Origin of the sequence: Tenacibaculum sp. 190524A02b (genome assembly GCF_964036645.1) — a bacterium.
In the GTDB taxonomy this organism is placed as follows: Bacteria; Bacteroidota; Bacteroidia; order Flavobacteriales; family Flavobacteriaceae; genus Polaribacter; species Polaribacter vairaonense.
Genome location: NZ_OZ038525.1, coordinates 3,617,527 through 3,638,010, shown reverse-complemented (window position 1 = coordinate 3,638,010; position 20,484 = coordinate 3,617,527). Strand labels below are relative to the sequence as shown.

General features: G+C 32.4%; 9 protein-coding genes. 3 read left to right on the top strand and 6 right to left on the bottom strand.

What is annotated here, in order from left to right:
• Positions 1 to 30: 30 nt before the first annotated feature.
• The 6 genes from ABNT65_RS14830 to ABNT65_RS14805 all read right to left on the bottom strand — a co-directional run bounded on the left by ABNT65_RS14830 (position 31) and on the right by ABNT65_RS14805 (position 16,575).
• Positions 31 to 1,890, bottom strand: a complete 1,860-nt coding sequence (locus tag ABNT65_RS14830; protein WP_348746185.1) for an ABC-F family ATP-binding cassette domain-containing protein — start codon at positions 1,888 to 1,890, stop codon at positions 31 to 33.
• 73 nt (positions 1,891 to 1,963) lie between these two features.
• Entirely contained in the window at positions 1,964 to 6,244 is a 4,281-nt protein-coding gene (locus ABNT65_RS14825; protein WP_348746184.1) for a GEVED domain-containing protein, read from the bottom strand.
• 82 nt (positions 6,245 to 6,326) lie between these two features.
• Positions 6,327 to 9,710 carry a GEVED domain-containing protein gene (locus ABNT65_RS14820; protein WP_348746183.1) on the bottom strand — a complete coding sequence of 1,128 codons (3,384 nt, stop codon included), beginning with the start codon at positions 9,708 to 9,710 and terminating at the stop codon, positions 6,327 to 6,329.
• Positions 9,711 to 9,944: 234 nt separating this feature from the next.
• The gene (locus tag ABNT65_RS14815) at positions 9,945 to 12,467 is read right to left on the bottom strand and encodes a GEVED domain-containing protein (RefSeq protein ID WP_348703131.1); all 2,523 of its coding nucleotides are present in this window, start codon (positions 12,465 to 12,467) and stop codon (positions 9,945 to 9,947) included.
• 378 nt (positions 12,468 to 12,845) lie between these two features.
• Positions 12,846 to 14,240 carry a T9SS type A sorting domain-containing protein gene (locus ABNT65_RS14810; RefSeq protein WP_348703132.1) on the bottom strand — a complete coding sequence of 465 codons (1,395 nt, stop codon included), beginning with the start codon at positions 14,238 to 14,240 and terminating at the stop codon, positions 12,846 to 12,848.
• A 109-nt stretch (positions 14,241 to 14,349) separates the two neighbouring features.
• Entirely contained in the window at positions 14,350 to 16,575 is a 2,226-nt protein-coding gene (locus ABNT65_RS14805) for a M43 family zinc metalloprotease (RefSeq protein WP_348703133.1), read from the bottom strand.
• Positions 16,576 to 16,791: 216 nt separating this feature from the next.
• Here ABNT65_RS14805 and ABNT65_RS14800 point away from each other — a divergent pair, with 216 nt between their 5' ends.
• Genes ABNT65_RS14800 through ABNT65_RS14790 form a run of 3 tightly spaced genes read left to right on the top strand, consistent with a single transcriptional unit; the run spans position 16,792 to position 20,482 of the window.
• Positions 16,792 to 18,450 (top strand): ABC transporter ATP-binding protein, encoded by a 1,659-nt coding sequence (locus tag ABNT65_RS14800; RefSeq protein ID WP_348746182.1) that lies wholly within the window; start codon positions 16,792 to 16,794, stop codon positions 18,448 to 18,450.
• A gap of 51 nt (positions 18,451 to 18,501) precedes the next feature.
• The gene (locus tag ABNT65_RS14795) at positions 18,502 to 19,518 is read left to right on the top strand and encodes a sugar phosphate nucleotidyltransferase (RefSeq protein ID WP_348703135.1); all 1,017 of its coding nucleotides are present in this window, start codon (positions 18,502 to 18,504) and stop codon (positions 19,516 to 19,518) included.
• Positions 19,496 to 20,482: a tetratricopeptide repeat protein gene (locus ABNT65_RS14790; RefSeq protein WP_348703136.1), complete on the top strand. Its 987-nt coding sequence runs from the start codon at positions 19,496 to 19,498 to the stop codon at positions 20,480 to 20,482. The genes ABNT65_RS14795 and ABNT65_RS14790 overlap by 23 nt, the downstream gene beginning before the upstream one ends.
• Positions 20,483 to 20,484: the final 2 nt, after the last annotated feature.

Here is a 20,484-nt window from a genome sequence, read left to right as displayed (position 1 = left end):
GCTGTCACCAAAGTGACAGCCTTATTTTTTTTATTCTTCTAACTTCATGGAAAGCTCAAACCAGCGTTCTTCTTTTTCTTCCAGCTTCTCTATAATTTCTTGAAGTTCTATTGATTTATCATTAATCATATCAGCTTCAATTTCATTATTAGCAAATTGCTTTTCTATAAGCTCTTTCTTTTTTTGTAGCTTTTCAATATCTACCTCCAATAATCCATACTCCCTTTTTTCATTGTAGCTTAACTTTCCTCTTTGAGGTGCTTTTTCTTTAGTTTCTACTATTTTTTCTTCTTTTTTAGACTCAGATGGCTGTGAATTTTCATAAGCTCTAAAATCAGAGTAATTCCCTGGGAAATTCTCTACCACGCCTTCACCTCTAAACACAAATAAAGAATCTACAATTTTATCCATAAAATAACGGTCATGAGATACCACCATTAAATTTCCTGGATAATCTAATAGAAAGCTTTCTAATACGTTTAGAGTAATCACATCTAAATCGTTCGTTGGCTCATCTAAAATTAAAAAGTTAGGATTCTGAATTAAAACTGCACATAAATACAAACGTTTTTGCTCTCCTCCGGATAGTTTCTCTACAAAATCATGTTGTTTTTTTCTACTAAATAAAAAACGTTCTAATAACTGCGCAGCAGAGATTTTTCTACCTTTTGTTAATGGAATATATTCCCCAAACTCTTTAATTACATCAATTACCTTTTGTCCTTCTTTAACTTTAATTCCTTTTTGTGTATAATAACCAAATTTTACCGTTTCTCCTACCACCACTTTACCACCATCTACAGGCATTGTTTGTGTAAGAATATTTAAAAAAGAAGATTTTCCTGTTCCATTTTTACCAATAATACCTATACGTTCACCTTTCTTAAAAACATACTCAAATCCGTTTAAAATTACTTTATCATCAAATGATTTTTTTAAACTGTGTAGTTCTACTATTTTACTACCTAATCGCTCCATGTTAATTTCTAACTGGACTTCATGTTCTTGCCTACGTTGGTGTGCTTTTTTCTTAATTTCAAAAAAATCGTCAATTCTAGATTTGGACTTCGTTGTTCTCGCCTTAGGTTGGCGACGCATCCATTCTAACTCTTTTTTAAACAGACTTTTTGCTTTGCTTAGATTGGTAGCTTCCAAAGCTTTTCTTTCTTCTTTATTTTGTAAGTAGTACGAATAATTTCCTTTATACTTATACAACTTACCATTGTCTAATTCTAAGATTTCATTACACACACGTTCTAGAAAGTAACGATCATGTGTCACCATAAACAAGGTAATTTTTTCTTTAGCAAAAAACGCTTCTAACCACTCTATCATTTCTAAATCTAAATGGTTTGTTGGCTCGTCTAAAATCAATAAATCAGGTTTATTAATTAATATAATTGCTAAACCTAAACGTTTTTTTTGTCCTCCAGATAGAGTAGCTACTTTCTGAGAAAGGTTATCTAATTTTAATTTTGAAAGAATTTGCTTGTATTGCGTTTCAAAATCCCAAGCGTTGTGTTGTTCCATAGCTTCAAAAGCTTTTTGATATGCTTCTTGATCGTCAGGATTTTCTAATGCTTTTTCATATTCTTGAATTATGGGTAGAATTTTGTTTTCAGTTGAAAAAATGGTTTCCTCAATAGTTAAGTTTTCATCAAACTTATTGTCTTGCGCTAAGTAAGCAATATGAATTCCTTTTCTACTTATGATTTGCCCAGAATCTGGCATATCTCTTCCAGCAATAATATTTAAAATAGATGTTTTTCCACTACCATTTTTAGCTACAAAAGCAATTTTTTGATCTTTATTAATTCCAAAGGATATGTCTTGAAACAAAATGCGCTCACCATATGCCTTTGCTATACTTTCTACTGATAAATAATTCATTTGGCAAAAGTAACTAAAAAACCCCGAGCTTTCGCCCAGGGCCTACATTAGTTAAATGAAAGAAGGGTTTTAACTATTGCTTAATTAATTTAGTTGTTAATGATTTTTGAACATCATTAGCTTCTAATATATATATACCGCTTTTTAACTGAGAAATATCTACAGTATTATTAACAGTTTTACCTTTTAACACAACTTTACCAATTGCATTTGTTATTCTAAAGTTAACACTCTCATTATCACCAAACTTAACAATAACATTATTTATTGCTGGATTAGGGAATACATTTAAACTACCTACATTATCAGTATCAAATGGCTCCGCAGAAACATTACTTACAGCAGCAATTGATGCTAAAGAAGAAGATGAACTTACAATATTTACAGTATAATCTTCTACTTCTCCATCTGCAAATGTTTCACAAGCAGTTGAAGCTGCATTATACTTCATAGAAACACGCATTCTAGTTTGCCCTAAACTAGCACCAGCTGGAACTGAAATATTTGCCGTTCTATTAGTAGCACTCTTAGATGAACCTAATGCCGTTTTTTCACTTTCTTCAAAAGTTCCATCTTGATCAAAGTCAATCCAAACTGTAAAATATTCTGTATAAGCCGTGCTTCTAAATCCAGCACTTACAATAATTTGATTAGTGCTTCCTTGTGCTACTGTAGCAACTTTAGACGTAAAATCTCCATAACCACCATTCTTTCCTGTACTATTAGTCATTCCACCAAAAGAAACATAGTCAATCCACTCATAAGTATCTCTATTTCCTTTAGATGCACAGTAAGAAACCACGTTTTTCAATGTAGTTACATTAACAGTATTACTTGCCGCTGATTCATTTCCTGCTTCATCTTTAGCTTTTACAGAAAATGTATAAGCTGTATCAGGTGTTAATCCTGTTACATTATAAGTAGTTCCAGTAACCGTAGTTAACTTAGTAGTTCCTTGATACACATCATAACCAGTTACTCCTACATTATCTGTTGAAGCAGTCCAATTTAAAGTTAATCCAGTTTGTGAAACATTTGACGAAGCTAAACTACTTGGTGCAGTTGGTGCTTGTGTATCTGCAACTGCAGCTGTAATATTTACTGTATAATCTTCTACTTCTCCATATTGGAAAGAAGCTTCACAGGCAGTTGGAGTAGCGTTGTATTTTAACACAATACGCATTCTTGTTGCTCCATCTTTTGCAGAACTTGGCACAGTAAACGAAGTTCCAACAGGCGTGTCTTTAGATTTCGCTTTTGTCCATACTGTTTCACCAGCATCTGAAAAATCTCCATCTTGATTATAATCTATCCACACACCATATCCTTCATCATAAACAGTTCCTGTCCACTTTGGAGTAATGGTAATTGTATTTGATTTCCCTTTCTCTAAATTAGTTGAGATACTTGTATGATCTGAATATCCATTTCCTCCAGTTGAAGTATTATCAATACTTCCTAATTGAACTCTTTGAATATATTCATCAGATACACTATTTCCTTTTGAAGTACAATAGGTAAGTGTAGCATCAGGAGTAGTTACATTAACAATATTACTAGCTGCTGACTCATTTCCTGCAGCATCTTTAGCTTTTACAGAGAATGTATAAGCTGTACTTGCTGTTAATCCTGTTACATTATAGGTTGTTCCAGTTACAGTACCTAACTTTGTTGTTCCTTGGTACACATCATACCCCGTTACTGCTACATTATCAGTAGAAGCCGACCAATTTAAAGTTAATCCAGTTTCAGTAACTGAGTTTGCTGCTAAATTAGTTGGAGCTGTAGGTGCTTGCGTATCTGCAGCTGCATTACTTGTAAATGTTCCTGTAAACACTCCCCTACCATATGTAGAAGCTATTACTTTATTATTTGTATTATCCCCACTCACATCCCAATAATCAAATGAAGTAACACTCACATCACTCATTCCATTATATGCTTGTGACCAGTTAGGATTTGCATCGTTAAAATTAGAGGTTGACCAAACTCCTAATTGTGTTGCTAAAATAGCCTCGTTTCTATCTAATGGGTTTTGTAAAATATCTCTTACTGGAATATTAGGTAAATTACCTTCTTTACTTACCCAGTTAGCACCTCCATCTGTAGTTGCCCAAACACTTGTTACACCATAGTTATGCATAGTAACAAAAATATCATTAGCAGTAGCACCAAACCTAACCGCAGAAATAGACCCTACAAAAGGAGTATTTATGTTAGACCAAGTAGCACTACTATTCGTTACATTTGTTAACTTCAGTAATCTACCATTAACTAAACCAACATACCATGCATTGTTTTCAAAAGGTGAAGGTTGGAAAGCAGTTGGACTAGCATTTAATAATGCATTTGTTAAAGTTCCATTAGTATTAGCAGCAACATTTATGCTTAAAATTGCTTTATCAGAAGTGGTTCTTGAAGATTTATTAGATAATAATCTGTTAGCACCACTATCATATCCCATTGGGTTTACAAAATCTCCAGTATTTTGTGCATCATTAAATAAAGTAGTTGCACCTCCTTGCCTTCTTCCTTGTCCATTCCAAGGTAAATTAAAACGATAAATTACATTTCTAACATAAGTAGCAATCATGTACTGACCATCTTTATCTACAAATGTATAGAAACCGTCTCCATCACTTAACTCAGTTGAACTATTAATACCTGCTACCGCATTTCTGAAAGCCTGTGTTCCATTATCTTGTGCACCAGCACTAAAAATACCATCTGTATCTCCTGCTCCATCAGGTCCAATTCCAGCCTTTACAAACTGTGTAACATTATAACCTCTATTTCTTACACTAATATTAGTACCTGCATTTCCTGAGTAATAAATACCTCCATCATTTCCAAATAACATTCTTGATGAATTGTTATTACCAAAAGCAATAGAATGCTGATCAGCATGTACACTTTGAAATCCAAAACCTCCATACCAATGAGATAATTGAGACCATGAATTACCACTATTTGTTGATTTAAAAAGATCAATACCTCCAACATAAACTACATTATCATTAGTTGGATCTGCTTCAATAACTAAATCATAAAACGCCTGTCCTCTACAGAAATCATTTGCAGCAATCCCTGTATCTGCATCATTTGGTAACGATGTAGCTGTGGCTGTAGCAAAACCATCAGTAGTTTTATAAATATGTACTGGAGCTGTGTTTTCAGTTCCTTGTGTCAATGCATAAATTTTATTTGCATTAGTTGCTGATGGCTCTAACTCTACTCTATTTGAATTTGTTAATGGAGATGCTGCTGCTTCTGTCCAAGTTGAACCATTTGTTGAGCTATACACTCTACCACCACCATTTTCTCCTAATGCAGACTTAATAGTTCCCATCCAAAGTGTATTATTAGCACTTACTTCTAAGTCGTTTGGAATGTAATAGTAGTTTCTATTACTAAAAGTATGCCTCATATTTGCCGACTCTATTCTATTCCAAGTAGTTCCATTATCTGTAGAACGATATAAACCAGCAGATTGTAATCCTAACCAGTTTCTTGGATTTCCAGAATCTCCATATACATGTGCTCCAACAGCAACAAATAACTCTGTAGAGTTTCCATTATCCCAAGCTAAAACATCATTTACAAAATGAACACCAGATAAGAAAACATTACTAGCATTGTGATTTATAATTGCTTCTCCTGCTGCTGGTATATTTACAGCGTTCCATGTAGTACCACCATCAGTCGTTACATACACTCCATTTCCTACAACATCACCTGCTGTGTATTGCTCCCCAGTACCAACGTACCATCTATTATTATCTCTAGGATCAACTGTTATTGAAGTAACCGATAAATTTCCAGGTACATTTTGGACTCTAGTCCATTGTGAATTTGCATTTGTAATATCTGCATTTCTCCACAATCCTCCACTTACACCACCAGCAAAAACTGTATTATTAGAAGCATCATTAGGATCAAATAAAACAACTCTTGTACGTCCTCCTACATTATTAGGACCTCTTTCTACCCAAGCGTTTCCATTATCTCCTGGATTTCTTTCTTGTGTATTTTTCCCTTTTGAAGCTCTTTTTCTCAATAAATCTTCTCGCAATTTAGCTAAACTACCATCTTCCATTTTTCCTGTTGCAGGATTCATTGTAAGAAGATGCATTTGATCAAAGTATCTGTTTGGAGGTAATCCTCTTTGTTTTCTTTCTTTTTTACCCCATTGTAACGCTTCATTTAAAGGACTTTCTTTTAAAAAAGTGCTATGAACTTTACGTTTCTCCGCCAATTCATTTAAAGCGTTTTGTTGCTTTAAATAATCAACTCCAATCATTGATACAGCAGCTACTGATAAGCCACCTATCAAAACCTTTAATTTTAAATTCATATGTTTATTGAATAGGTTGAAAGAAATAGTTAGAAAGAGGATTTCTTTCTAACTATTTCCTAGTTAGTATATATGTAGTAAATTATTCTTTAACTAATTTGGTAGTTAATGACCTTTGACCATCATTTACCTCTAACATGTAAATACCAGATTTTAACTGAGAAATGTTAACGTTTGAAGAATTTAAACGTCCTGATTGTACAACACTTCCAATAGTATTTATTATTTTATATGTTACTCCAGCCTCTTTTGAAAGCATTCTTACCTGAACATAATCTTTAGCTGGATTAGGGTATGCCATAACATCAGAAACATTCTCATGTCTTAAAGCATCTCCATTTTCTTCAACATAAATTGTATACAAGTTTGCAGCACTAGAGCCTGTAATATTAACGGTATAATCTTCTACCTCTCCATCCGCAAATGTTTCACATGGAGTTGGTGCAGCGTTATACTTCATAGTTACACGCATTCTAGTTTGTCCTAAACTAGCACTTGTAGGTATTGTAATATTTGCTGTTCTGTTACCTGCACTGTTTGAGTTTCCTGATGCTACTAACTCAGAAGATTCAAAAGTTCCATTTTTGTTGTAATCAATCCAAATATAAAAATACTCATTGTATTGTGTACTTCTAAATCCTGCGCTTACTACAAGTTGACTTGTAGCTCCTCTAGAAACGTTCGCTACTTTTGAAGTATAATCTCCATAACCACCATCTTTTCCTGTAGTGTTTGTCATTCCTCCAAATGCAACATAATCAATCCATTCATAAGTTACTCTATTACCTTTTGAAGCACAATAAGTAACCGTATTCCCTAGCGTAGTAACGTTAACAGTATTACTTGAAGCAGATTCATTACCTGCCGCATCTTTTGCTTTTACAGAAAACGCATAAGCAGTACTAGCTGTTAATCCTGAAACATTATAAGAAGTACCTGTTACAGTTGATAACTTAGAACTTCCTTGGTATACATCATACCCTGTTACACCTACATTATCTGTTGAAGCTGCCCAATTAAGTGTTAATGACGTTTGCGCTACATTAGAAGCTGCCAGACTACTTGGTGCTGTTGGTGCTTGTGTATCCGCCTGAGATGAACCAATTACAACAGTATAATCTTCTGTTTCACCATAATTATAGGTTCCACAAGCAGAAGGAACTGCATTGTATCTTAGAATTACACGCATTCTTGTAGCTCCTTCAACAGCTCCAGATGGCACTGTAAAAGACCCACTAACAGGCGTATCTTTTGATGCTGATTTGGTCCAAACTGTTTCACCTGAATCAGAGAAATCCCCATCTTTATTGTAATCAATAAAAACTCCATATCCTTCATCATAAACAGTTCCTGTCCATCTTGGAGTTATGGTAATTGTATGTGAAGTTCCTTTTGCTAAATTAGTAGATATAGCTGTATGATCTGTATACCCATTTCCTGCTCCTGAAGCATTATTAATTGTACCTAATTGAACTCTTTGAATATATTCATCATTTACACTATCTCCTTTTGAAGCACAATAGTTTAGTGTTACAGCACTTGTTGTAAAGTTAACTGATGTACTATAATTTGAATTTCCAGAAGAACACTTACTACGAACCTGAACTTCATACTGTGTAGATGCTGATAATCCACTTAATGTTGTACTAGTAGCAGTAACAGCATTTGTTGTCCAAGAAGTCGTTCCTGCTTGACGATAACGTACATCATAAGTAGCTCCTGGTACAGCTGTCCAGCTTACTGATGCACCTGAAGAAGTAACTCCTGATGTAGATACTCCTGTTGGTACTGTTGCGTTACAAACTACTGGTGTACCAGTAACTCCAGTTACAATTAATGTATAATTTTGACTTCCTCCAGTTAATGTTCCTTTATGTGTAACTGTAATAGTATATGTTCCTGAAGCATTCGCTACATCTACTCTTTCATAAGGATCAACGTTATTATCCTGTTTAGTACTTGTTGTTGGACTTGTTAATTTGTATGGCAAATACGTAGTACCACTTTTAGAAACTCTTAAATCTAAATCATTTACTAATGCAGGAGTACTTAAATTCACAGTACCTGTATTAGCTACTCCAGGTCTGTCTGTCCAAGAAATAGATGCCAATAAAGGATTAGTACCATCAGCATCAACTGTAATTGTATACGTTTGACCAGCTGAAAGAGTTAGCTCTTCAATTTTAGTTTCATTTCCTCTTTTTGTAATACTTTCTGCAGCTTTTTTAGCATTTAACAATCCCCATCCAAAAACAGCATCTGGCCCAGAAGCTCCTGCGTCATCAGCTGTATGAAGTGCTAAACCTTTTAAAGTTGCTGCTCTCATATAAGAACCATGCGTGTTATTATAATGCTCTTGTAACAATAATAAAGAACCTGTTACATTTGGAGAAGCCATAGATGTTCCTGTTAAGTTTTGATAAGAAGCATCACCATTATGATATGTAGAGTAAACCCCAGTACCATTTCCAGTAATATCAGGTTTAATTCTAAAATCATCTGTTGGCCCTTCACTACTAGAGCTATTTATAGATACAGAAACCAAGTTTCCATTTGAATCTACATTAGCATCTTGAGCATTTGCGACTACTAAATTATTCTTTGATGTTGAATGTCCTGTTAATTTATCCCAACCAGATCCTCCAGCAGGGTTTGTATTAGCAGTATTATCATTACCATCATTACCTGCTGCTACAACCATTAAATATTGAGGCGCATTGAACATAATTTGATCCCAATCACGAGACTCATCAATATATCCTCCAAAATAATACTGCGGTATAATTACTTGTCCACTATTATCTCTTACTCTGAAACCATAAGAATGATTAGAAACTAACATTCCATTAGAAGCTGCTGTAGTAGCCTCAGCTTTGTCATTGTTCCAATCATAACCTACACCTTTTGCATGAGGTGCCATTCCTTTTGCAGAAGCTGTAACACCAGAAGCTATGATAGTTCCTGTAACGTGTGCTGCATGAAAGTTTTGAGAAGAACTTCCATCTCCTACTGAAAAACGGTTATTTCCTCCAGCTCCATCATATTCTCTATGAGTAGCTCTAGCAATTCCACCATCCCATACATGGGCAGTCATATTTTGCCCCATTAAATTCAATCCTAATGAACCACCAGAATTTAAATGATTTGTTCTAGTAGACCTAGCTGCATCTTCATTAAACGTAGTGTAATAGATTGGCTTTCCATCAACAACTCTTTGAAGCTCTAGCATACTACCATCTTTGGCGGTAAACTTAGTTTTCCAACCATTTTGTTTTGCTAAACGTAAAGCTTGTTGTTTTTCATCTGAAGCATCTTTTTCGAAGTTTTGCTTCATTCCTCGTAGTTTTGTTAAGTTGTACTTACTACGAATTTTCTGAGCCTCGTTTTTGCTTTGTGCTTGGATTTGTGACGTGAATCCAATAAACGCACTAGCAACTACAAGACTTTTTAAGTACTTGTGTCTCATTTTTAGAAGGGTTTTAAATTAGTTTTTGTTTTTATTTAATTGCTATTTTTTCAAACCTAAAATTCAAAAATCAATAACGATTTAATTAAAACAGTGCCAAATATATAATTTTTTTTTTAACAAAAAAATAACAACACTAAACAGTATTAAAATAATCTATTGAAAAACAACAAAAAACCCCGAGTTTTACTCGGGGTATATAGCAAGTTTAATTTTTTGTTATTTCTATAAAAACTATTGTTTTATCAACTTAATTGTTATCGTTTTTTGACCATCATTAACTTTTAATAAGTAAACTCCAGCATTTATTTTAGATATATTAATATTATTCAAATCTGTTCCTGTTTTTACAACCGAACCTAAAGTATTTACTATCTTATATGAGACATTTGCTGCTTTAGATGCTAATCTTACACTAACGTAATTTCTTGCAGGATTAGGATAAGCTACTATAGCTACAACTTCTTCATTTCCTAATAATTCAGCGTTACTATTCTCAGCAACAACAGTGGTTCTACTTGAATTAGCTACAATATTTACTGAGTAATCTTCTACTTCACCGTCATCAAACGTTTCACATGAGGTTTGAGCAGAATTATACTTCATAGAAACACGCATTCTTGTTTGTCCTAAATTTGCCCCAGCAGGTACATCTACAGTAGCTCTTAAGTTATTAGCACTAGATGATGATCCAGACACAACTTTTTCACTTGTTTCAAATGTTCCATTTTGATTAAAATCAATCCAAACAGCCCAATGTTCAGTATATGCTGTACTTTTAAATCCTGCACTTACAATCATTTCATTTGAACTTCCTTGAACTAAAGTAGCTACTTTAGAAGTAAAATCTTCATAACCTCCATTATCTCCTGTAGCATTTTTCATTCCACCTAACTCAACATTATCAATCCATTCATGTGTTGAACGATTTCCTTGTGAACTACAATAAGAAATTGCATTTGATAAAGTTGTTACATTGACAGCAGTACTAGATGCTGAAATATTTCCAGCTGCATCCTTAGCTCTAACAGAGAAAATATAAGAAGTTCCTGCAGATAGTTCAGTAATATTAACTGATGTATTAGTTGTTGTTCCTAATTTTGTTGTTCCTTGATATACATCATATCCTGTAACACCTAGATTATCTGATGATGCATTCCAATTTAATGTTAATGTTGTTTGCGCAACATTTGATACTGATAAATTAGTTGGAACTGAAGGTGCTTGTGTATCTGCACTTGATCCAGCACTAATTGTAATAGCATCAATAGCAGCATCTGAAGTATAAGATGTTGAGGTTGTCATATGAAACCTTAATTGTACTTTTTTGGCAGTTAAGTTAACCTCAGCAGTACTCCAAGAGTTCCCTTGGTTTCCTGTTTTACTCCAAATAGTAGTCCAACCAGAAGCTCCTTCTTCTTTTGCTTCTAATTTTAAAGTTCCCATTGCTGCTCCATACATATGATACTTGAAACTCATTCTAGGATTTGAAACTCCAGCTAAATCAAAACATGGCCCATTGAAAATAGCTGTTTTTGCTGGATAATTAGGGCTTGAAGATTCAGTATACATATAGTAAGAACCTGCAGATGCTGATGTAGGCCCTGTAGAACCAGATCTTGTTTCTCCTGATTGTCTAGACCAATCAAAATCATCTCCAGATGCTTGTGTCCAAGCTCCTAAACCACTTTCAAAACCTTCCTTATAAGGAAAGGAATTAATTGTTGATGAGCATGAACTTGATGGAGGAGTTGTATTTCCTGTTTTGTCAGATAGTGCTAAAGCTCTTCTAGCTCCACCTTCATTTAAGTATGTGTGCATTCTATTTTTCTGACCTAGTGTAAATAAGTTCATACAAGAATCATCTGAATAATCCATATAGTTTTGAACCATATCTTCAGACCCACATGATGTATGACCAGTTTCACACCCATAATTTGGTGCATCAGATTCAGGTGTATCAGCAACAAAATCGTCACTCCCACAAGGTCCATCACCCCAAATATGACGTAAACCTAAATAGTGTCCTACCTCGTGTGTAGTAGTTCTTCCTCCATCAAATGGAGCCAAAGCAGTTCCAGTTGTCCCAAAATATTGATCAGCCATTACAACTCCATCAGTAGATTTATCTGTATCCCAAGGAAATTGCGCAAAACCTAAAATTGTTCTAGTACCTCTTGTTAACTTATCTACAATCCACATATTAAGATACTCAGAAGTATTCCATGGATCAACTCCACCTTTAGATGATCTTTTCATATCATCACTTGTGCTTGAGTTTTGAAGATCCCAAGTTGCTTTACTAACTTGAGTTCGAGTAATACCAGTTGTTGCATTACCGTTTGGATCTATTTCCGCTAAATAAAATTCAATTTTAGTATCTGCTGCTTGCGACCACTTATTCGTTCTATCAGCATTTGTTCTACGAAAATCAGCATTTAAAACATCTAATTGTGATTGTATTTGTGCATTACTAATATTATTTGTTGAGTTTGTGTACAAAACATGTACTACAACTGGTATTTGGATAACATCTCCTGAAATTTTTGAATGATTTTTAGCCATTTGCTCAATTCTTCTTTGAGTAAATGCTTCCATTTCATTCATACGTTTTGCAATATTTGGGTTTTTAGCCATTTTCATTTCTAAAAGCTCCATTACATTACAGTCACGTTTGACTTTTGTTGTTTTTTGTTGAGAAAATGTTAAAGCAGTAAAAAAAGAGCACAAAAGTGCTAAAGTAATTTTGTATTTCATTAGTAGAAGGGTTTATAATTAATTCTTCAAAGGGTTGATTTTTTCTTATTAAAATTGGGTTTTTATTGAAAAAATCTTGGCAAATATACCAAAATCATACAAATATCAAAATATTTTTTATTATTCATAAATCAAAACATTTCTAAACTCCCAGTGTTTCAGTAGGTTTAACAACTATATTTTTTATTAAAAAATTCCTAAACAAATAACCAAAACACTTACTTTTCCATAAAAAAACACAACAAAAAACCATTTTAACTAAACTAAACATATCATTTTAATTAATTTTAACATCTTGTTAAGATTTCAAATATTAATAACAAAAAGCCTAACAAAAATTACCAGGCTTTTTTCTAATAAAAACTTATTTTTTATTATCTATTTTTTAACAAACTTTTGAACTATTTCTTCATCACCTTCATTAACTCTAAACAAATACACACCAGCTTCTAATTTACTTACATTTAGTTGTTCTGTAAGCTTACCTTTTTGAATAACTTGTCCTATTAAATTGGTAATTTTATAAGTAACTTTTAATGAAGAACACATTTTTAAAAATAGAGTATTTCCTTCTATAGGGTTTGGATAAATTAACAACCTGCTTGTTATTTCTTTTTGTGATTTTGCAACAAAATTACTTAGTTTTCTACTTGAAATAAAACCTTTAATTCTTACCTTATCAAGGTAAATCATATCTGTATAGTATTGATTTCCGTTAAAATCAAATCTAAACCTTCCTTTGTCACTGAAATTATAGTCTGAAGCATCCATAACAACTGTAGCTTTATAAAAAGCACTTTTATCTATACCTTGTATTAATGGACTACTATTAAAATCTCTATCTACCGTCCATTTTTTAACAATAACCCAATCTATACCATCAAAATACCTTAGAAAAAAATCTTTAGTAAATTTAATATAAAAGCTCATTCCATATATATAATAATCAAATTCAATTAAGACTTTATTATAGTTAGTTAAATCAAAATAAGGGGATGTGAATTTAGCTTCATGTTTATAATTTCTACTTCCCCTTAAACGAATAGAATACTCTCCATCACTAGATCTTGTACCGTAATATCTACTGCAAGTTTTCCCTCCATCTATCCAACCTCCCCAACCATTTTCAAAAGAGTCTCTAAAAATTAATTCAGTATTTTCACCTTGGCAAGGCAAGCAATTTCCTCCACAATCTATACCTGTTTCAAAACCATTTTTTACTCCATCGTAACATGTTGCACTTGTTGCTTCAATTTTAATTTTATCTAGATATACTTTATCACTATAAAACTTACCATTACATTCAAATTTAAATTTCGAGTTTTCTGTAAAATTGTAATCTTCTGAATTTAACTCAATATTTACTGAATAAAACATTTCATTCACAAAATCTTTACCTATTTCCCATGACTCACAAATAGTCCATTCTTTTCCATTATAATATTTTAACCAAAACCCTCTACCTTTACTCATACTCTCTGTATAAAAGTCAAAATATATATTTACTTTAGTAAAACTTCTTAAATTATAATTGGTAGATTCTGTAGAAGAAGCATTACCTAAGTTATCTCTTAAACGTATACTATAATCACCATCACTTGAATTATCTCCAAAATATCGATGGCATGCACTCCCTCCATCAATCCATCCTTCCCAACCTTTTTCAAATGAATCTTCAAAAAGAATTTGTTTTGTAGGTTTTGATTCTTCTTGTGTATATAAAAATTGGGTAACAAAATAACATGCATAAAAAAGTAATAATTGTTTATTCATATTTTTTAAAGTTTAGTTAGAAAAATTAGAAGTGAAGTAGTTAGCCTTAATTTACAAAAAAACCCAGCAAAATTGCTGGGTTTTAATACTTTTTAATTATTAATATTTTTTATCTCTTAACAAACTTTTGAACTATTTCTTCATCACCTTCATTAACTCTAAACAAGTACACACCAGCATCTAATTTACTTACATTTAATTGTTCTGTAAGCTTACCTTTTTGAATAACTTGTCCTATTAAATTGGTAATTTCATAAGTAGCTTTTAATGAAGAACGCATTTTTACAAATAGAGTATTTCCTTGAACCGGATTTGGATAAATACTGTATTCATCTTCCATCAGAAGCTCTTCTTTTGCTGTATCTAATGTTCTTAACACTATTAAAGAATTATTATTCATAGACCTAGTTCCTGAACCAGTTCCAGTAATCTTTACTTTATCTACATAAATTTGATCTGCATTTCCACTAGCATCACATTGGAATCTGAATTGAGAATTATTAGCAAAGTTTACATCAGAAGCATTTAACGTAACCGTTGCAGAATAAAATGAATTATTGTTAAAATCAGTTCCTCTAGCCCAAGTTTTTACTGTTGACCAACTTGATCCATTATAAAAACGAAGCCAGAAGTCTTCTCCATTTTCCATACTATATGAATAGAATTCAAATGATACTTCTACTTGGTTAAAACCAGTTAAATCATAAGATGGTGAAGTCATTGCTGATCTTGTACCTGAGTTGTCTCTTAAACGAATAGAATAAGTTCCATCACTTGAACGAGATCCAGAATATCTAAAGCAGTCACCTCCTCCGTCTATCCATCCTTCAAATCCAGTTTCAAAAGAACCTTCGAATAACACAGTTGATCCACCTGTTCCACAAGGTGTACATGATCCTCCACAATCAACTCCAGTTTCATCACCGTTTTGAATTCCATCATCACATGTTGGTGCAGCATTTCCTACACAAAAGTTTTTAGTTTCTGTACTTTGGAATTGTCCTCCAGATGCTAACGTATTCCCTGAATTTGTAATTGAATATGAACCACTTCCATAAGAACAACAGATACCATCTCCATAAGAATCATTAATTGTAAATGTATAACAACCATCAGGCAAACATAAATCCTCAGACAAAGTTGTTCCATTATTTGAACTTCCATATCCATTACCAGAAGCTACCGTACTTCCAGAAGCATCTGTAATTGACCAAGAAGTTTCAGAAGCATAATTATCAAATGTTAATGAGAAGTTCACTTCATTATCAGTACATGTTGTTTGACAAGGCTCACAAGATCCTCCACAATCAACTCCTGTTTCGTCTCCATTTTGGATTCCGTCATCACATGTTGGCGTAGTTCCTCCTCCAAACTTATCAGATAAAGCTAAACTTCTACGAACTCCTCCTTCAGCTAAAACAGCACGCATTCTTGCTTTTTGTCCTTGTGTATACAAATTCATACAACTATCATCCGAATAATCCATATAGTTTTGAACCATATCTTCAGAACCACAAGATGTATGACCAGTTGCACAACCATAGTTTGCAGCATCTGACTCAGGTGTATCTGAAACAAAATCATCTTGACCACATGCTCCATCACCCCAAATGTGACGTAAGTTTAAATAATGACCAATTTCATGTGTTGTAGTTCTACCTTTATCAAATGGTGCAGATAAGTAGAAACCCGATCCTTTATCAGAACTTCCAAAGTATTGTGGTCCCATTACAACTCCATCTGTAGCAGCACTTCCTCCAGGAAATTGAGCATATCCTAAAATTCCACCACCAATATTACATACCCACATATTAAGGTATTCAGCAGTATTCCATGGATCTACTCCTCCTTGTGCTGAACTTTTCATAGCATCGTTAGTTCCCCAAGATGTTTTTGTTGAAGATTTTCTAGTAATACCAGTTGTTGCATTTCCATTAGGGTCAACAGTTGCTAAAGCAAACTCTATTTGCGTATCAGCAGCTTGCGACCATTTGTTATCGGCATCCGAATTGGTTCTACGGAAATCCTCATTAATCACATCAATCTGAGACTGAATTTGAGCAACACTAATATTTTCTTGTGCATTACTATAAATTACATGGACAACTACAGGAATTTTAATAATATCACCAATTATTTTTCCTTGATCTTTTTTCATTTCTTTTACTTTTTTCTGAGTAAAAGCTTCAATTTTTTGCATTCGTAATTTTAAAGAAGGGTCTTTAGATTGTCGATACTCTAAATTGTTCATTGCATGACAATTTCTTTTTTTTTGGGCATAGGTAAGCCCTACAAAAAACATGCACAAAAGTGCAATAGTAATTTTTTGATTCATTTTGAAGGTTTTTGGTTAATGTTGGGTTTTTGGCTTGTTTTTTAAAATAAAAATAACAAATTATCATTATTTTAAACAAATCAATTCAAATATAATTTTTTTTTAACAAAACAACAACACTTTATTAAATAAAAATTTAAAAAATAAAAAACCACTTTTTTTGTAATTCAATAAAAAAAGTTTTCGTAAATAGCTATTTTTACAAAAAACTGGTGAATGCTTCAAGTTAAAAACTTATCCATAAGTTTTGGTAAAAACAGAGTATTAGATAATATTTCTTTTACCATAAAAAAAAATCAAATAGTAGGTCTTGTTGGAGAGAGCGGTAGTGGAAAATCTATATCCTCTTTAGCTATTATGGGACTTTTACCTAACTCAGCTGAAACTTCTGGTTCCATAATATTTAAGAGCACAGATTTGCTAACTTTTAGTAATCAAAAATTTCAAAAAATTAGAGGCAAAGATATTGCCATTATTTTTCAGGAACCTATGAGTTCTTTAAACCCAACATTAACTTGTGGTTATCAAGTAGTAGAAATTTTACAACAACACACTAATTTTTCTAAGAAAGAGATTAAAGAAGAAGTAATTAATTTATTTAAAAAAGTAAAATTACCAAGACCAGAACAATTGTATAATTCATACCCACATGAAATTAGTGGTGGTCAAAAGCAACGGGTTATGATTGCTATGGCAATTGCATGTAAACCCAAACTTTTAATAGCTGATGAACCTACAACTGCATTAGATGTAACGGTTCAAAAAGAGATAATATTACTTTTAAAAGAGCTTCAAAAAGAAAATGAAATGAGTATTTTGTTCATTACTCATGATTTGGCACTGGTTTCTGAAATTGCTGATGAAGTTATAGTCATGTTTAAAGGAAATATTATAGAAAAAGGAACTGCCAAAACAGTTTTAACAACCCCTGAAGAAAATTATACTAAAGCGTTAATCAACTCAAAACCAAACATAAAAAAAAGGCTTAAAACATTACCTACAGTTAACGATTTTATTAATAATTCAATTGACAATACTGAGTTTACTAATGAGGAACGTAAACAGCTTCATCAAAAAATATACAGCCAAACACCTTTATTAGAAGTATTTGATCTAACCAAAGAATTTACTAAAAAAGCTTCTTGGTTTTCAACTTCTGAAAAAGTTATCGCTATAAATAATGTTTCTTTTAAAATTTATGAAGGAGAAACTTTAGGGCTCGTTGGTGAAAGTGGTTGCGGTAAAACTACTTTAGGTCGTACTATTTTACAACTAGAAAAAGCTACTAGTGGTAAAATCTTTTATAAAGGTATTGATATTACACAAATAAAAAGATCTAAATTGAAAGAACTTAGAAAAGAAATTCAAATTATTTTTCAAGATCCTTTTTCGTCTTTAAATCCAAGAATTTCTGTTGGAAAATCTATTATGGAAGTAATGTCTGTTCATCATATTTTAAATTCCAAAAATCAACGAAAAACTTATGTTTTAGATCTTCTACAAAAAGTTGGTTTACAACCCGAACATTTTTATAGATATCCACATGAGTTTTCTGGTGGTCAACGCCAACGTATAGGAATAGCTAGAACTATTGCTTTACAACCTAAACTAATTATTTGTGATGAATCTGTATCTGCTTTGGATGTATCTGTTCAAGCACAAGTTCTTAATTTATTGAATGAATTAAAACAAACATTTAATTTTACGTATATTTTTATTTCTCATGATTTATCAGTGGTAAAATATATGTCTGACCAACTCATTGTGATGAATAAAGGTAAAATTGAAGAAATAGATGATGCTGATATCATTTATAATTCACCAAAAACATTATATACAAAAACATTAATCAATGCAATACCTAAAGGTGTTTAACTTTGTACACAACGCATTTATGTGGTATATTGCAACGTTAAAAAGAAATTTATGAAAATTATTGTTCCAATGGCTGGAATTGGGTCTAGATTACGCCCACATACATTAACGATTCCAAAACCATTGACTGTTATTGCAGGTAAATCTATTGTTCAGCGTTTAGTAGAAGATATTGCTTCCGTGGTTAACCAACCTATTGAAGAAATTGCTTTTATTATTGGACCTGCTGCAAAAGGATTTCCTACTAATACCAAAAATGAACTTTTAAACATTGCTGCTAATTTAGGAGCAAAAGGAAGTGTTTATATTCAGGAAGAAGCTCTAGGTACTGCCCATGCAATATACTGTGCCAAAGAGTCATTAAGTGGTCCTTGCATTGTTGCTTATGCAGACACTTTGTTTAAAGCTGATTTTACACTTGATGTAAATGCTGATGGAGCTATTTGGGTTAAACAAGTTGATGATCCAAGTGCTTTTGGTGTTGTAAAATTAAATAATGGTGTTATTACAGATTTTGTTGAAAAACCAAAAGAATTTGTGTCTGACTTAGCCATCATAGGTATTTACTATTTTAAAGATGGTGATAAACTTTTAAGCGAGATTCAATATTTAATTGATAATGATTTAAAAGAAAACGGTGAATATCAAATTACCAATGTACTTGAATCTTTAAAACAACAAGGTGCTCAATTTGTTCCTGGAAAAGTAGATGCTTGGATGGATTGTGGTAAAAAAGATCCAACAGTTGATACCAATAAGCAAGTACTAACTTTTGAAGAGAAAGCAGGAAACAATTTAATTTCTGAAGATCTTGTTTTAGAAAATGCTGAGGTTATCCAACCTTGTTATATTGGTAAAAATGTGGTGTTGAAAGATACTAAAATTGGCCCTTATGTTTCAATAGGTGAAAATAGTGTAGTAGAAAATTCAACTATTGTAAACTCATTAATTCAAACCAATGTGCAAATATCTAATGCTAATTTAGATAATGCCATGATTGGTAATCATGCAAAATATAATGGTAATTATACATCTGTAAGCATTGGTGATTATACAGAACTTACATAAAAAAAACGTTGAAAAACATTTAAAAAAAACACTTATAGGTTTGTTATGCAAACTTGTATGTGTTTTTTGTTGTTTTTTAGTATCTGGTAACATTTTAGCACAAGATAGCATTCCTGCAACTGCTAGTAATGATGAGCGAGATCATATTAATTTTCAAAAGCATTTTTTTAAGGCTATTACTCAAAAAGCTATTAACAACTATCAAAATGCTGTAGATGCTTTAGAGTCATGTAATGAGCTTGCCCCCAACAACAAAGCAGTGTTTTTTGAGCTATCAAAAAACTATCATAAACTGCATCGTTATGTTGAGGCAGTAGAGTACGCCAATAAAGCGCTTAGTATAGAACCCGATAATTTGTGGGTTTTAGAGCATTTAGTTCAAGTACATAGAAAAAATAATGCAATTGACGAAGCTATTAAAGTTCAGAAAAAAATAGCTAAAAACAGACCTAAAAAACAGCAATACTTGGTGTATTTATATTTACAAAAAAATGATAAAGCTAGCGCTAAAGCACTACTTTCTAAATTGGAAAAGGCAAAATTATTAACTCCTTGGTTAAAACGTACTAAAAAAAGGCTTTTTACTATTAAATCTGAACCTACAGAAATTGTAAATAAACCTTCTGATAGTAATGTAGAAAACGTGTTTAATAAAAACAAAACATTTGCTAGCTTAAAACAATTACTTACTAAGTTAGATACTGAAAACAACCCTAAATTACTAGATTACAGCGTTCAAGGAATTTCTCTTTTTCCTGCACAACCATTAGTTTATTTGATGAATGGTAGAGCTAATAACAAAAGTAAACAATATAAAAAAGCAATTAGTAGTTTACAAAATGGTATTGATTTTGTAATAGATAATCCTACTATGGAGCTTAATTTTTATAATGAGTTTATTAGAAGTTATGATGGATTAGGTGATTCTAAAAACGCTAATAAATATAGAAAAAAGTTAAAATAGTA